Origin of the sequence: Dactylosporangium sp. NPDC005555, assembly GCF_040605635.1 — a bacterium.
Taxonomy (GTDB): Bacteria; Actinomycetota; Actinomycetes; order Mycobacteriales; family Micromonosporaceae; genus Dactylosporangium.
Genome location: NZ_JBEXDG010000026.1, coordinates 29,469 through 45,699 on the forward strand (window position 1 = coordinate 29,469; position 16,231 = coordinate 45,699).

10 protein-coding genes are annotated in these 16,231 nt (G+C 69.3%); 3 read left to right on the forward strand and 7 right to left on the reverse strand.

The window, feature by feature from the left end; translation table 11 throughout:
• Window positions 1-15: 15 nt before the first annotated feature.
• From ABZS58_RS27285 to ABZS58_RS27315, 7 genes are all read right to left on the reverse strand, one after another.
• Window positions 16-2,856, reverse strand: a complete 2,841-nt coding sequence (locus tag ABZS58_RS27285; protein ID WP_354786140.1) for a glycoside hydrolase N-terminal domain-containing protein — start codon at window positions 2,854-2,856, stop codon at window positions 16-18.
• 255 nt (window positions 2,857-3,111) lie between these two features.
• Window positions 3,112-4,863: a family 43 glycosylhydrolase gene (locus ABZS58_RS27290; protein WP_354786141.1), complete on the reverse strand. Its 1,752-nt coding sequence runs from the start codon at window positions 4,861-4,863 to the stop codon at window positions 3,112-3,114.
• Window positions 4,864-4,940: 77 nt separating this feature from the next.
• Window positions 4,941-6,569, reverse strand: coding sequence for a ricin-type beta-trefoil lectin domain protein (locus ABZS58_RS27295; protein ID WP_354786050.1), 1,629 nt, complete (start codon window positions 6,567-6,569; stop codon window positions 4,941-4,943).
• A gap of 2 nt (window positions 6,570-6,571) precedes the next feature.
• Window positions 6,572-7,699 (reverse strand): ricin-type beta-trefoil lectin domain protein, encoded by a 1,128-nt coding sequence (locus tag ABZS58_RS27300; RefSeq protein WP_354786051.1) that lies wholly within the window; start codon window positions 7,697-7,699, stop codon window positions 6,572-6,574.
• Between the two features lie 60 nt (window positions 7,700-7,759).
• Complete coding sequence (locus ABZS58_RS27305) at window positions 7,760-9,247, reverse strand: non-reducing end alpha-L-arabinofuranosidase family hydrolase (protein ID WP_354786052.1); 1,488 nt, start codon at window positions 9,245-9,247, stop codon at window positions 7,760-7,762.
• 31 nt (window positions 9,248-9,278) lie between these two features.
• Window positions 9,279-10,748, reverse strand: a complete 1,470-nt coding sequence (locus ABZS58_RS27310) for an endo-1,4-beta-xylanase (protein WP_354786053.1) — start codon at window positions 10,746-10,748, stop codon at window positions 9,279-9,281.
• Between the two features lie 12 nt (window positions 10,749-10,760).
• On the reverse strand, window positions 10,761-12,851 hold the full coding sequence (locus tag ABZS58_RS27315; protein WP_354786054.1) for an RICIN domain-containing protein: 2,091 nt from the start codon (window positions 12,849-12,851) through the stop codon (window positions 10,761-10,763).
• A 592-nt stretch (window positions 12,852-13,443) separates the two neighbouring features.
• Here ABZS58_RS27315 and ABZS58_RS27320 point away from each other — a divergent pair.
• The 3 genes from ABZS58_RS27320 to ABZS58_RS27330 all read left to right on the forward strand — a co-directional run bounded on the left by ABZS58_RS27320 (window position 13,444) and on the right by ABZS58_RS27330 (window position 16,182).
• A complete protein-coding gene (locus ABZS58_RS27320; RefSeq protein WP_354786055.1) occupies window positions 13,444-13,680 on the forward strand; it encodes a hypothetical protein in 237 nt (78 codons plus the stop codon).
• Window positions 13,681-13,682: 2 nt separating this feature from the next.
• On the forward strand, window positions 13,683-15,263 hold the full coding sequence (locus ABZS58_RS27325) for a sigma-70 family RNA polymerase sigma factor (protein WP_354786056.1): 1,581 nt from the start codon (window positions 13,683-13,685) through the stop codon (window positions 15,261-15,263).
• A gap of 184 nt (window positions 15,264-15,447) precedes the next feature.
• The gene (locus ABZS58_RS27330; protein WP_354786057.1) at window positions 15,448-16,182 is read left to right on the forward strand and encodes a phytanoyl-CoA dioxygenase family protein; all 735 of its coding nucleotides are present in this window, start codon (window positions 15,448-15,450) and stop codon (window positions 16,180-16,182) included.
• Window positions 16,183-16,231 lie beyond the last annotated feature (49 nt).

Here is a 16,231-nt window from a genome sequence, read left to right on the forward strand (position 1 = left end):
TGCTGCGGTATGCGCTCAGAGCGCGGTCACGGTCCACTGGTTGTTGGTGTTGGTGTTGGGCGCCCACAACACGACGGTGGAGCCGGCTGAGGCGTTGCCCATGCCGTCCAGCGCGGTCCCGGTGCCGCGGTTGATGATCTGCCGGCGGCCGTTGCCGGTGTCGTTGAGCCGCCATTGCTGGTTGACGCCGCCGGTCCAGGTCGCCTGCCGGCACGGTGCGCCGTTGGCGGTGTTGCCGGCGCTGTCCAGCACCAGGCCGTTGGTGCGGTTGACGATGCGGACCCAGCCGCTGCCGAGGTCGGCCAGCTGCCACTGCAGGTTGCCGCTGCCGTCCCAGTTCCACTGCTTGAGCACGGAGCCGGAGGCGACGTTGCCGCCGCTGTCGAGCACCAGACCGGTGGTCGCGTTGCCGATGCGCACCCACGTCTGCGCCTGTACCTGCGCCGTCACGCGGTAGCTGCGGCCGGCCAGGCCGGGCAGCTGGATGACGTCGGCCTCCGGCCGGGTGACGGTGACGGTGCCGCCGGTCGTGGTGTCGACGACCGTGACCGTCCCGGTGAGTGACCGGCTGCGGATCTTGACGGTGCCGTCCCGGTCGAACCGGATGGTGATCTCGGAGGCCTGGCCGCCGCTCCATCGGGCTCCCACGGTGTAGCCGCCCCGGCCGCGCAGGCCCTGCACCTGCCCTGCGGGCCAGGCGGCCGGTAGTGCCGGCAGCACGTGCAGCTCGGAGTTGTGGCTGTGCAGCAGCATTTCGGCGATGCCGGAGGTGGCGCCGAAATTGCCGTCGATCTGAAACGGCGGGTGCAGGTCGAACATGTTCGGCGCGAGCCTGGCCGTGGTCACCAGCAGGCGCAGCAGGTCGTGCGCGCGGGTCCCTTCCTCCAGCCGGGCCCAGTAGTTGATCTTCCAGGCGAGGGACCATCCGGTGCCGTCGTCGCCGCGCAGTTCCAGGGTGCGCCGAGCGGCGTTGTACAGCGTGGGGGTGCCGCGCCTGGTGATCTGGTTGCTGGGGTGCAGGCCGTACAGGTGCGAGACGTGCCGGTGGTTCTGTTCGGTCTCGGTCCAGTCGTACAGCCACTCCTGGATGTTGCCGCGGGAGCCGACCTTCATCGGTGCGAGCCGGTCGCGGGTGGCCAGCACCCGGGTCCGCAGGTCGGCGTCGACGCCGAGCACCTGTGCGGCCTGCGCGACCGCGTTGAACAGGTCCCGCAGGATCTGGTTGTCCATGGTCGGCCCGGCGCACACGCTGACGCCCGAGTGGTGGGCGAGCTCCGGGGAGTTGGACGGGTTGGTCACCAGGTAGCGCAGCGACGGCTCCTCGACCAGGGTGTCGAGGAAGAACTGCGCGGCCCCCTTCATCGCCGGGTAGTTGGCCTGCAGGAAGGCGACATCGCCGGTGAACTGGTAGTGCTCCCAGATCAGCGTGGACAGCCACGCACCGCCGGTCTGCCACATACCCCACAGCGCGCCGTCGACGACCGACGATCCGCGCCATCCGTCGGTGTTGTGGTGGGTCACCCATCCCCCGGCGCCGTACTGCACCTGGGCGGTGCGGGCCCCGGTCACCGCGAGCTCCCGGATCATGCCGAACACCGGCTCGAAGCACTCCGCGAGGTTCGTCGTGTCCGCCGGCCAGTAGTTCATCGGCAGGTTGGCGTTGATCGTGTACTTGGAGTCCCACGACGGGCTCAGCGAGTCGTTCCAGATGCCCTGCAGGTTCGCCGGCTGGGTCCCCGGCCGCGAGGACGAGATCAGCAGGTACCGGCCGAACTGGAACAGCAGGGCCGAGAACTGCGGGTCGTCGGTGGAGGCGTGCCGGCTGATCCGCACGTCGGTGGGCTGGTCGGCGGCGGACGTCCGGCCGACGTCCAGCGTCGTGCGGTTGAACAGCTGCTGGTAGTCAGCGACGTGCCGGCTGCGCAGCTGGTCCCAGGTCCGGGCGGCGGCCGCGTCGAGGAAAGCGCGGGCCCTGCCCTGATGATCCCCGCTCGTGTCACGGTAGTTGACGTAGCTCGTGCCGATCGACACGAGCAGCGTCACGCTGTTGGCCCCGCGGACCTGCACCGTGCCGCCGGAACTGCTGACGGTGCCGCCGTCGGCGACCGCGCGGGCGAGCCCGCGGAACCTCACCTTGCCGGTCAGCCCGCGCTGGTCGCCGCAGACCCCGTCGACGGCGGCCGTCACCGCGTCCGGGCTGGACAGCGTCGTGCGCTGGGGGCTGTCGAACGCCGCGGAGAAGGTGATCGACCCGGCCCGGTCCGCGGTCAGCCGGATCGCGATCACCTGGTCCGGCGCGCTGGCGAGCACCTCCCGCCGGAACCGCACACCGTTCTGCAGGTAGCTGACGCCGGCCACGGCCGTGGTCAGGTCCAGGAACCGCGTGTACTGCGACACGCCGGAGCCGCCTGCCCCGAACGTCAGCCGGAGGTTGCCGGCGGTCTGGTAGGCCAGCTGCGCCGACGGGATGCCCAGCATGTTCTGGTCGACGAGGGTCTGCGCCTGGCCCCACTGGTTGGCGAAGACCAGCTGCCGGATCTGCGCCAGCGCGCCGGCGCCGCGCGGGTTGCTCTGGTCGTAGGGGCCGCCGGCCCACATGGTGTCCTCGTTGAGCTGCAACCGCTCCACGTCGACGTTGCCGAACACCATGGCGCCGAGGCGCCCGTTGCCGACCGGGAGCGCCCGCAGCCAGTCGGTGCCGGCGGCCTGTTCGTACCACAGTGCGAGACCGTTCGCGGTGCTGACCTCCGGCGGGGCCGCAGCCGACGCCGGCGACGCCGTCCACGGCAGTGGTAGCGCCGCGCCGGCGATCACGGCGCCGGCGATCAGCACCTGTCTGCGGGTCGGGTCGGACAACGACGGGGTGTGGTGTCCGGTGTGCTCGTGCTGCACGGGATGCTCCTTTTGCCGTGGCGGATCGGCCGGTCGAGCGCGGGTTTCGGAACAGTGGTCGCCGGTGCCCGTACGGCCACCGGCGACCACCGGCGACGTTGCGTGTCAGTTGAGGCTGAAGCGCTGGTTGGCCTGGCCGTTGAACCAGCGTCTGTCGGGGCGCTTTCCTGGACAACCCGGCTGCGACACCGCATTGCCCAGGGAAGCGGATCCCGTTCGCTACTGCATCGAAGCGTCGTCGAGGTAGAGGTTGTCCGTCCCGCTGGTGGTTTCCACGTAGAAGGTGGCGCCGGTCAGCGTGCCCGTCCACGACACCGTCGACGTGCCGGACAGCAGGGTCCAGCCGCCGGAGTTCACCGCGGTCGCCGGGGCCAGCTGGATGTAGCTGGTCGTGCCGTTTGCGGTGACGGCCAGCATCGCCTTGGCGCTCGGGCTGCCGCTGGCAGTACGGACCCAGACGCTCGTCGTGTAGGTCCGGCCATTGACCACCTTGGACGTCACATCCTGCCCGGGGCCGTTCCACGCGGCGGTGCGCCCGGTGACCTGCAGCGACTGGTTGCCGCCGTGCGCGGTGGCGCCGCTCGCCGACAGCGTCCCGCTGCCGAACATCGCCCAGCCGGACGTGCCGCTCTCCATGTTGCCGTTGGTGATCAGGTTCCCGTCGCTGCTCCCGCCCCCGGCGAACTGCCACCAGTTGACGTTGAACAGGTTGCCGCTGCCGCCGGTGAACTTCAGGAACAGGTCACGGGTGCCGGTCGCGCCGCTCACCGGGCAGGTGACGCTGGTCCAGTTCTGCCAGCCGCCGGTCCCGGCGACGGTGCAGGTGCCGGCGAGGGGGCCGTTGACGCTGTCGAGGCGCACCTCGATGCGGCCGCCGCTGGTGGCGGAGGCGACCCTGGCGGTGAACGACGCGGCACCGCCGCCGAACGCGACGCCCTTGACCTTGATCGAGTCGTTGTTCTCGATCCAGCCGACGTTCATGCCACCCTCGCTGGAGGTCTCGGTCTCGATGCCGGTCTCCCAGGCGATCGTCTCGGCCTCCTGCCGCACGTACGGGTTGAGCGTGCCGATCTGCGGCGCGCCCGTGCTGGTCATGGTGATCGTCGGGATGGTGCCGTCGGCGTTGTAGCTGAACTTCTCCACCGCGACCGAGCGCGTGTAGCCGCCGCCGCCCGGCAGTGCGCCGTTGTGGTAGAAGAAGTACGAGCCGCCGCTGTAGTCGATGACGCCGGCGTGGTTGGTGAAGCTGCCACCCTGCGTCGGCATGACGGTGCCGCGGTAGGTCCACGGTCCGGTCGGGCCCGGGGCGGTGGAGTAGCCGATGAACTCCGAGCAGCACTTCGCGGCGAACACGTTGTAGTACGTGTTCCCGCGCTTGTACACCCAGGGCCCTTCCTCGTACAGGGTGGGCCTGCTCGCGTTGCCGGTGCGGACGCCGAATCCCGAGGTGGTGAGCGGGATCTGGGTCACGCCGCCGGAGTAGGAGATCATGTCGGTGTTCAGCCGCACGTACCAGAGGTTCGGGTTGCCCCAGTACAGGTATGCCTGCCCGTTGTCGTCGATGAAGACGGTCGGGTCGATCTCGTTGTTCTCCACCAGGGGACGGCCGATCGCGTCGGTGAACGGGCCGGTCGGGCTGCTGGACACGCCGACGCCGATGGACATCCGTCCGGTCGCGCGGTTCGTCACCGGCACGTACCAGTAGAACTTGCCGTTGCGGTTGACCACCTGGCCGGCCCACGCGTTGGCGCTGGCCCAGCTGAACGTGGCGAGGCTCATCGGCGAGCCGTGGTCGGTCCAGTTCACCATGTCGGCGGAGGAGTAGACCCGCCACTCCTTCATGGTGAAGTAGGTCGAGTTGTCCTCGTCGTGGCCGGTGTAGAGGTAGACCCGGCCGTTGTACACGAGCGGTGCCGGGTCGGCGGTGTAGACGGTCTGCACGATCGGGTTGTCGGCGCGGGCCGACGGCATCGAGACGGCCACGACGGCGGCGGTCCCGGCCAGGATCAGCAGGCCCGCGGTGAGCAGGCCGGCGAGTCGTCGCATGCTCATCCTCTCGTCCAGCGCTGGTTGGCGGCGGCGGTGCAGGTCCAGAGCAGGACCACGGTGCCGTTGGCGGTGAAGTTGTGGTCGACGTCCAGGCACAGCCCGGACGCGGTGCCGCGGACGGTGCCGTCGGCGTTGAGGGTCCACTGCTGGTTGGTGCCGCCGTTGCAGTCCCACAGCTGCGCCTTGGCGCCGGCGGTGGCACCGACAGGAGCGTCGAGGCACTTGCCGAGCGCCTGCAGCGTGCCGCCGTTGACGGTCCAGCCCTGGTTGATGCCGCCGTTGCAGTCCCAGATGACCGGCTGCGTGCCGTTGGCGGTGCTGCCGTTCGGCACGTCGAGGCAACGCCCGGAGGCGGCGCTGACCAGCGTCGACCCGGTCGGCGGCGTGGTGGTCCCGCCGCCGCTCACCCGGTACACGACGGTGCCGTGCGCGGGCACGGTCGCGCTGATGCCGCCGGTCGTCGTGCTCGTGGTGTTCGTCCACGCGTCGCGCAACGTGAACGAACTACCCGACTTCCCGACCGCCGCCGCAGTGGTGCTCACCGTCGTGGCGGATCCGCTCTGGTTGAACAGCGCGACTGCGACGTCACCGCCGGCGAGCCGCTTTGCCAGGACCCGGCGGGTGCCGTCGTTGGACACCTGCGTCGCCTGCAGGCCCAGGGAGTCCTGGTTGATCGCGATGAGCTGCTGGTTCTTCAGGATCGTGGCCGTCGCGCCGCTCTGCGAGCGGATGTCGTTGCCGGCGATCAGCGGCGAGGCCATCATCGCCCACAGCGCGAAGTGGCTGCGCATCTCGGTGTCGGTCATGCCACCGCGGCCGACCTCGAGCATGTCGGGGTCGTTGAACCGGCCCGGCGCGGCGTAGGCGGCGAGGGGGACGGTGACGTTGACGATGTTCTGGATGCCCATCGGGTAACCGTTGGTCTGGCCCGAGTCCCAGGTGTTGGTGATGTCCTCGGTGGTGCGCCACAGGTTGGCCACGTCGCCCCAGTTGCGCTGCGGGCCGGTCTTGGCGTGGATGCTGTTCGGGTTGATGCTGTAGACGATCGGCCGGCCGGTCGCGGCGAGCGCGTCGCGCATCTTGGCGAAGGTGGTGACCTGCTCGGTGATCGTGCCGCTGGGCGAGCACCAGTCGTATTTGAGGTAGTCCACGCCCCACGCGGCGAACTGACGGGCGTCCTGCGCCTCGTGCCCCTGCGCGCCGGTCGCGCCGGGATAGCTGCCGAAGTACTGCGCGCACGTCTTGTCCAGCGGCGCCTGGTAGATGCCGAACAGCAGCCCGCGTGAGTGCAGGTAGTCGCCCAGGGCCTTCATCCCGTTGGGAAACCGGCTGGCGTTGGCCTGCAGGTTGCCCTGCGCGTCGCGGGTGGAGTTCATCCAGCAGTCGTCGACGACGACGTACTTGTAGCCGAGGTCGCGCATGCCGCTGCTGACGATCGCGTCGGCCATCTGCCGGATCAACGCGTCGTTGATGTTGCAGCCGAACGTGTTCCAGCTGTTCCAACCCATCGGCGGGGTACGGGCGACGCCGTTCTCGAGGGCCTGCGCGTCCGGGCCGCGCACGACCGCGGCGAGGACACCGGCGGTCAGCAGGACCACCGCGGCCAGGAGCACACCGGTACGTTTCATGCTCATCTCCTTGTCCAGCGCTGGTTCGCCGCCGCGGTGCAGGTCCACAGCTGCACGGGGGTGTTGTTGGCGGTCGCGTTGCCGGCGACGTCGAGGCACAGGCCCGACTGCGCGTTGCTGATCGTGCCGTTGGCGTTGAGGTTCCAGCGCTGGTTCGTCCCGCCGTGGCAGTCCCACAGCTGGACCTTGCTGCCGGCGGCCGCGCCGGTGGGCGAGTCGAGACACCTGCCGAGCGACTGCAGCGCCTGACCGTTGAGCGTCCAGCGCTGGTTGGCCGCGCCGTTGCAGTCCCAGATGATCGGCTGGGTGCCGTTGGCCGAGCTGCTCCCCGGCACGTCGAGGCAGCGGCCGGAGGCGGCGCTCGCCAGCGCGCTGCCGGTGCCGCCGGTCGGGGTGCCCGGGGTTGTCGGCGTGCCCGGGTCGCCGATGCTGCCGGGGACGGCCCGCAGTGCGGTGAACCAGGTGGCGGCCATCTTGTCGTAGCCGCCGGCGGTGGGGTGGACGCCGTCGATGAGGTCGCCGGTGGTGAGGGAGGCGTGCATGTCGACGAAGTGGACCCGCTTGCCGGCGTTGACCTTGCTCTGCACCATCCCCGGGATGGTGGCGTTGAAGGTGCGGGCCGCCGTCTCCTGACCGCTGTTGCTCAGCGGGATGATGCTGGCGACGAACACGTCGGCGTTCGGCGCGGCGGCGGTGATGTGGTCGACGAGGGTGGAGAGCCGGCCGGGCGCGCCGCTGATGTTGGAGTTCTGCAGGATGTCGTTGGTGCCGATGTGCAGCAGGACGGTGCGCGGGGTGGTGGTGCGCAGCCAGCCGGTGATGTTGGCGTCGATCTGGTCGATCCGCCACCCTGGGTGGCCTTCGTGGTCGTGGTCCCACAGCGATGCGGGCCCGTTGAACTGGGAGCCGACGAAGTCGTTGCGGTAGCCACCGGCGGCGAGCCGCTGCCAGAGGCCGATGCGGTAGCCACCGGGGACCTGGGTGCCCTCGGTGATCGAGTCGCCGAGCGGCATGATCCGCACGCCGCCGTTGGACTCCGCCGAGGCGGGTGCGGTCAGGGCTGCGGCGCCGGCCGCGGTGAGGGCGGCGGTCAGGCCCGCGGCGATGAGCCAGTGTCGTACCGTGCGCATGGCGGTGCCTCCTGAAAAGGGAGGGCCGGCCGCCCCGGGAGGCGGCCGGCCGGGGAACGACTAGCGCTGCAGGGTCAGCACGCCCGGGCGGTACGGCAGCAGGCCGTAGTCACCGCCGGAGCTCGGCGAGCGGCCCTGGTAGAGCAGCTGCAGGTTGCACGGGTCGACGGTCTTGGTCTGGTCGGGGTTGCTGCGGACGAGGTCGCCGTGGCTGATGTCGTTGGTCCAGGTGGCGCCGCTGTTGGCCTTGCCGGCGAAGGGGTTGCTCTCCGTCGCGGCCTGCGGGGCCCACGAACCGTTCAGGCTGGAGGACGTGAACGAGCGGAAGTAGCGGCCGTTCGCGCCGATCGCCTCGACGAGCATCAGGTACTGGTTCTGGCCCTGCACCTTGTACACCTCGACGCCCTCGAACAGGTTGTTCGTCGAGTCGCTCATGATCTGCGTGTACGAGGAGCCGAAGCTGCCCGGGAAGTTCCCGATCGGCATGCTCGCCCGGTAGATCTTGCCGTTGTCGCCGGCGAAGAACAGGTACATGTTCGAACCGTCACCGATGATCGTCTGGTCGATCGGACCGGTGCCGGAGCCGGAGATGCTGCCGGAGAACAACGTCTGCGGCGACGACCAGCCGTTGGCGTTCGTCGGGTCGCTCGACGTGCGGTAGTTGAACGCGGCCCCACCCCACTGGTAGGTCAGCACCCAGATGTTCTTCGGCGCGAAGTAGAACAGGGTGGGCGCCACGGCACCGAAGTTCATGCCGTTCTGGCTCGCGGAGCCCATGTCGGACCAGTTGGTGAACAGCCCGAAGTTCATCGAGCCCCACGTCGACCCGGTGTCGTGGGTGGTGGCGTAGACGAGGTGCCTGCCGTTGTAGACGACGTTGGTGAAGTCCTTCAGCGACACCCAGCCCGACTTCGGGTTGGCCAGCGAACCGGTCGACGACCAGCGGTACGACGACGGCAGCGTGCAGGTGCCGCCGGTGGTGGTGCCCGGCGTGGTCGGGGTGGTGCCGCCGACGCGGGCCAGCTGCCACTGCTGGTTGTTGCCGCCCCAGTCGGCGTACTGCACGACGTTGCCGCCGTCGGCGGTCGAGGCGCCCTGCACCTCGAGGGCCTTGCCGCTGTTGCGGTTGATGAGCCGCACGTAGCCGTCCGGGGAGTCGGCGAGGCGCCACTGCTGGTTGGTGCCGTTGAGGTCCGACCACTGCACGACCGAGGCACCGTCGGCGGTGGAGAAGTTGTACACGTCCAGGACCTTCGAGGACAGCTTGGACTTCAGCCGGTAGTAGCCGCCGCCGGAGTCGACGAACTGCCACTGCTGGTTGTTGGCGTCGCTGCGGGCCCACTGTGTGATCCGCGCGCCGTCGTTGGTCGCGAAGTTGTACACGTCGAGGGCCTTGCCGCTGTTGCGGTTCACCAGCACGTAGGAGGCGCTGGTGTCCACGGTGGCCGCCGACGCCGAGGTCATGTTCAGGACGATCATGCCGGCGCCGACCAGGGCCGCCGCCAGGGCCGCGATACCGAGCCGTCGTCTGCTTCGCTGGGTGTTCATTCGGGGGTGTGCTCCTTCGATGGGGTGTCTGTCACACGCGGACGAGCTGCCACTGCTGGTTGTTGCCGCCCCAGTCGGCGTACTGCACGACGTTGCCGCCGTCGGCGGTCGAGGCGCCCTGCACCTCGAGGGCCTTGCCGCTGTTGCGGTTGATGAGCCGGACGTAGCCGCTGCCGGAGTCGGCGAGCCGCCACTGCTGGTTGGTGCCGTTGCCGTCGGCCCACTGCACGACCGAGGCATCGTCGGCGGTGGAGAAGTTGGAGACGTCCAGGACCTTCCCGGAGTGCTTCGACTTCAGCCGGTAGTAGCCGCCGCCGGAGTCCACGAACTGCCACTGCTGGTTCGCCCCGCTGGTCCGGGTCCACTGCGTGATGCGCCCGCCGTCGTTCGTGGCGAAGTTGTACACGTCGACGGCCTTGCCGCTGTTGCGGTTGACCAGGACGTACCAGGCGCTGGTGTCCACACCGGTGGATCCGGTCGGGCCCGGGTTGGTGCCGGCGTTGAGCGCGTTGAGGGTCGAGGTGTAGGCAGCCTTCTTGGCGCCGGAGGCGTTGAACAGCAGCGGATTCTCGCCGGTCCGCCACGAGTCGCTGTCCCGGATGCCCCACACGGTGATCCCGGTGCAGCGCGACACCGCCAGGCAGGCCTTGACCACGTCGGCATACGCCTGCGCCTGGTTGCTGCCGGAGATGTCGAGCTCGGTGATCTGCACGTCGACGCCGAGGTCGGCGAAGCGCTGCAGGTTGGCCTGGTAGTCCCCGGACGGCAGGCCACCGAGGTGCGACTGGAAGCCGACGCAGTCGATCGGCACGCCGCGAGCCTTGAAGTCCCGCACCATGGTGTAGATGCCGGTGCTCTTGGCGTTGATGCCGTCGGTGTTGTAGTCGTTGTAGCAGAGCTTCGCGCCAGGGTCGGCGGCACGCGCGGTGCGGAACGCGACCTCGATCCAGTCGTTGCCGGTGCGCTGCAGGTTGGAGTCCCGACGCCCGCCGGAGCCGCCGTCGGCGAACGCCTCGTTCACCACGTCCCAGGCGAAGACCTTGCCCTTGAAGTGCGTGGCGACCTGGGTGATGTGGTTGACCATCGCGCTGCGCAGCGCGCTGCCGGACATGTTCTGTGCCCAGCCCGGCTCCTGCGAGTGCCACGCCAGGGTGTGCCCGCGGACCTTGTGCCCGTTGGCCTGCGCGTGCGCGACGATCCGGTCGGCGCCGGTGTAGGAGAACCGTCCCTGCGACGGCTCGGTGGCGTCCCACTTCATCTCGTTCTCGGGGGTGATGGAGTTGAACTCGCGGTTGAGGATGCCGGTGTACGTGCCGTCGCCGAGCTTGCCGGCGGCGACGGCGGCGCCGAAGTAGCGGCCCTTCTCCGCGGCGGACGCGCCGAGGGTGGTGCCGGCGTCGGCGGAGCCGTTGAGGAACACCGCCCCACCGGCGGCGAGCACGGAGGCTGCGACCAGCGGCAGGATCACGCGCAGCCGGCGCGATCGTCTGGGGTACGTCATGGTCTGGCCTTCCTACGGGGTGGTCATGTCGAAGCGCCTGACGGTGGCGGTGCCGCCGAGGGCCCGGGTGGCGTAGTTGAAGATCGCGTAGCGGTAGCCCATGAAGAACTGCCAGGCGTTGTTGAGCGTCAGCGCGGAGCCCAGGGCGGTGAAGTTGACGCCGTCGGTGCTGTAGGAGAACCGCGCCTGCCGGCCGGAGCCCGGTCTGATGTCGGCGGTGGCCCGCAGCCAGATCCGGCCGCCGGACACCGGTGCGCTCGCCGCCTCCGTGCCGGTGCTGCTGGTGCCCCAGCTGCTGTTCATGGTCAGGCCGTTGACCATCGACACCCGGGTGGTGGTGCCGTCGCGCCTGACCCCGATCCAGGCCGATGAGTCACGCAGCATCGCCAAGCCGGCCCGGTCACCGTCGGCGAGACCGCTGTAGTCCAGCTCGACCGTCGCCGTCGACGTCGGACCCTGGATACGGTGCGTCAGCGTGTTGCGGGCCGCATACAGGTCGTTGGTGACTGTGGCGGTCTGCAGCCGCAGCCCGCTGCCGGTGGAGAACTTCGAGGTGTCGGGGTTGTGGTTCCACTCCCACTGCGGCCCGAGGGCCGTGCCGGTGAACGTGTCGGCGCCGATCATCGGTTTGACGGTCTTCGACGTGCTGATGTTCGGCTTCGGGTAGGTGGCGCCCCAGCCGCCGTTGACGGTCTGCACGCTCGGCCACCCGTCGGCGCTCCAGCTGATCGGCGCGAGCGCCGGGACACGGCCGCCGGGGAACGCGTCGACGAAGGACATGTAGTACCAGTCGCCGTTCTGCGTCTGCACCAGGCCGCCCTGGTGCGGGGTGCCGCCGCCGGAGATCGGGCCGGGCATGTTCAGCAGGACCTGCCGCATCTCGTACGGGCCCCACGGGCTGCTGGACTTGAGGATGTACTGCCCGTTCGCCGGCCTGGTCACGAAGATGTAGTAGCTGCCGTTGCGCTTGTAGAAGCGGGAACCCTCCAGGGTGCCGACGCTCGACGGTGTGGTGAACACCTGCTGCGTCCGGACCTGGCTGAGCCCGTCGGCGGACAGCTGGGCGACGCTGAGGGTGCTGTTGCCGTACGCGACGTACATGGTGTCGTTGTCGTCGACGAGCATGCCGGCGTCGTAGTAGCAGTTGTTGATCTGCGACCGCTTCTGCCAGGTGCCGTCCACCGCGGAGGACGTGTACACGTAGGTGCGGTTGAACTCGACGCAACCGAGCCAGTAGTAGGTGCTGTTGCTCTTGCGGTAGTTCAGCGTCGACGCCCAGATGCCCTTGACGTACGCCCGCCCGCCGGTCAGGTCGTAGTTGCTGGAGCCGAAGTCCAGTCTGGGCACGGAATGCCCGGCGTACTCCCAGTTGACGAGGTCGTAGGAGCGCAGGATCGGCGCGCCCGGCGAGTAGTGCATGGTGGACGCCGAGTAGTAGTAGGCGTCACCGACGCGGATGATGTCGCCGTCGGCGAAGTCCTGCCACACCACCGGGTTGGTGTACTGGCCGGACGGTGTGGAGGGGTTGGTGCCGCCCACCCGGACCAACTGCCACTGCTGGTTGGTGCCGCCCCAGTCCGTGTACTGGACGATGTTCCCGCCGTCGGCGGTCGACGCGCCCTGCACCTCCAGTGCCTTGCCGCTGTTGCGGTTGAGCAGCCGGACGTAGCCGTCGGCGGAGTCGGCGAGCCGGAACTGCTGGTTGGTGCCGTTGCCGTCGGCCCACTGCACGACCGCGGCGCCGTCGGCGGTGGAGGAGTTGGAGACGTCCAGGACCTTCCCGGAGTGCTTCGACTTCAGCCGGTAGTAGCCGCCGCCGGAGTCCACGAACTGCCACTGCTGGTTCGCGCCGTCGCCACGGGTCCACTGCGTGATCCGCCCGCCGTCGGCGGTCGAGAAGTTGTACACGTCGAGGGCCTTGCCGCTGTTGCGGTTGACCAGCACGTACCAGGCGCTCGTGTCGACCGTCGCCGCCGACGCCGACGTCATGTTCGCCACGACGACGGCACCACCGACCAGTGCGGTCACCAACGCCGCGATGAGGCCCGATCGCCAACCGTGCCGCCGCTTCGTGACCGGCGGCGCCTGACTGTGACCCTCCATGGGGTTCTCCTTCGTTCGAGAGCCGCACCGCTGGCGGCCGGTGAGCCGGACGCGCACGTCCGGCGAAGCGCTGCGCGTGCCCTCCTGGCGGGATGGGCCGGCACCGCTTTGTTAACGCTCACATCGCTTGCATGACGGAACGCGCGGCACGGTTTCGACGGCGGATCGATGGCGTGCGAGCGCTCACATCTAGGCCGCGAGATTGCCAGACCCATCCCGAACATTCAAGTGCTCGACCGATCCGATTCGACCAGGACCGCTTTTGCCGCACGCCTGCCGACGGCTTTCGGCACGTCATCGCATGCGCACCCAGCAAAAGGACGGCAGAACATGCGTGCAGAAAATTTCACGGGGCGACTTCCGCCAATGCCCTCGAATAACAGCTTTTCAAATCTCATTTGATTGCATCACCGCTGGTCAGACCCCCCGAACTTCCAGGGTCTCGCAACGTAAATCCCCGGCCACATTTCCGTTATTTGCACAGCAGCCGCGAAGTCGCTGCCGTGCCGGCCACCCAACCACAAACAGGAATGCGGAAGGCGCGGTTCCACGATTCGCACCCTGTCGCCGGCGCGTTTCCCGGGAGGATCCCATGATCGCCGATCCGACCGACTTCCTGCTCCACGACCAACTTCGTCGAAGATTTCTGTTATCCGTGACCGACCCAGAAGGTCGCATCGCTGAGACCGGGTCGCTGCTTGACGTCGCGGCCGGTCGTCGGCGACAGTCAACGACCATGCGAGAGGCCGCAGGGCCGCTGGTGGAGCCGGGAGGACACCTGCCCGGCCGTCACGGGCGGCTGGACGATGCTGCAGTGACTGCGATGTGACGATGCGAACGACCGGCAGGAACGAAACGAGCCTCGTGCTCGCGGCGCAGGACGGGGACCACCGCTCCCTGGAGGAGCTCGTCACGATCGGCCTGCCGCTGGTGTACACCATCGCGCGCCGCGCGCTGGACGGGCACCCCGACACCGACGACGTCGTGCAGGACACGATGATGCGCGCCCTGCGCCAACTGCCGGCCCTGCAGCATCCGGAAAGCTTCCGGCCATGGCTGGCGGCGATCGCCGTGCACCAGGTGAGCACGCACCTGCGCCGCCGATCTGTCGCAGCCCGCCGGGCGACACCGCTGGACGAGGCGGCCGGGATGCCCGACGCCGACGCCGAGATCGAAGACGTCACGATGCTGCAGCTGGAGCTGTCAGCCCAGCGCCGCCAGGTGACCCGAGCCGGCCGCTGGCTCGACCCCGACGACCGGGCCTTGCTGTCGCTGTGGTGGCTGGAGACCGCCGGCGCCCTCACCCGCCGTGAGCTGGCGGCGGCGCTGGACGTCAGCATCGCGCACGCCGCCGTCCGCATCCAACGCATGCGCCAGCAGCTGGACGTCAGCCGTGAGCTCGTCGCCGCACTGGCCGCGGCCCCCGGCTGCCCGGCGCTCGACGCTCTGGTCTCAGGCTGGGACGGCACACCCAGCCCGCTCTGGCGCAAACGCATCGCGCGGCACATCCGCTCCTGCCAGGTCTGCGGCCGCGCCGCGGAGGGCCTGATCACGGTGGAACGACTGCTGCCCGGATTCGCTCTGCTGCCCGTCCCGGTCGCGCTCACCGCGGCGCTGACGAGCAAGACCGCGCTCGGCACCGCGGTCACGGCGGGCGGCTCCCTCGCAGCCACCACCTCCGGGGGCGTCGGCGCGACCGTCAAGGCCGGACTGCTCGGCCAGCTCCTCCAAGCGGTGACGGCTCACCCCATCGCCGCGACCATCGCCGCCACCGTCGCTGCGGGTGCGGCCGTCACCGTCACCGCCCTTCCCGCCTCCACACCGCCTTCGCACGGCCTGCAGGCGGCCCCGTCGACGGTTCCGGCCGTCCGTGCCTCCCCCTCCACCGCACCACCGGCCGCCGGATCGACACCGAAACCACCGGCCGTATCCACCGCCGGCTCACCGACACCGCGCACGGAGTCCCTCACGCCGGGCCGGCCCGTGTCACTCGAATCCGCCGACAGGCCCGGCCTGTTCGTCACCACCGCCGACAGTCTCGGCGTCCTCGCGGCGGTCCGCACGGACAGCCCCGGCGCCGCGCGGCACCAGGCGACCTTCTCGGTCCTTGCCGGCCTGGCGGACACCGCGTGCTTCACGTTCCGCGCCGAGGACGGCCGATACCTGCGGCACGCGTCCTGGCGCTTCCAGCTCAACCGGGACGAGGGCACCGCCACGTTCCGCGGCGACGCGACGTTCTGCCCGCGCACCGGTCCATCCGCCGGCACGATCCTGCTGGAGGCGCAGATCTATCCCGGCTGGTACCTGCATCACCGCGGCGACCAACTCTGGGTGGACCGGCCGGACGGCACCACCACATTCTGGACCGAGAGCTCGTTCAAGGTCCGACCTGCCCTGGCCCCGACCCCCTGATCCGCAAGCATCGCCTGCGCCGCCGCGTCGATCCGTACGCCCTGAGCTCGTCCGTCATCGACCAGCTGACGGGTGACAGCCCGGCCGGATCGACTGCCGCTCGGCCGTCCTGTCGCTCCACCCCAGCGTCAACAGCAGCGAGAAATCGATCGCGTCAAGTATCGAAACCTGCCAAAGTGACTGCATGTGGACCGACCGACAACTCGCCGAATTTGCCCGGGACGGCTATGCGGTGTTGCGCGATGTCGTGCCGGCGGCGCTGCGGGATCGCGCGGTTGCCCGAATCGACGCGTTGCTGACCGAGCGGCCACCCGCGGATGGGCACACCGGCCACCACTTCTATTGGTTGGAGACAGCCGATGAGCCCGAACTCGCCGCGTTGCTCGTCGGGTCGGCGGCGATGGCGTGGGCCGAGGCTCTCACCGCCCCGCGCGAGATCGGCGCGCCACCGGTGCTGCAGGTAGCGTTGACGTTCCCGCCCTTCCCGCATGTGCCGGGCCGGGGGCACTTGGACGGTCTGCCGCCCACTGAACCCGACGGCCGACCCGGCACGTTCACCATGCTGATCGGCGTGGTGCTTTCGGATCAGAGCCGCGAACAGATGGGGAACCTGATGGTATGGCCCGGTACGCACCGTGCCTGCGCCGAGCTGTTCCGTCGGGAGGGCGTGCAGGCGTTGACGGCCAACGGCGCCTATCCGGACATCCCGCACGGTAGCCCGACCCCCGTGCTCGCCAGTCCAGGTGACGTGATCCTCTCCTCGTACCTGTTGTCCCACAACATCGGTGGAAACACGTCGCCGATGATCCGCAAAACCGTCTACTTCCGATTGAAGGTAGACGGCCACGACGACACGTGGCGCGACTACGTTCAGGACGAGCTCTACGAGTTCGACGGGGCCCGCAGGTCGGTGCGCTAGACAGTCGCCGACCTGTCCACTGTGGACTCCCCCAGACCACGTCATGCAG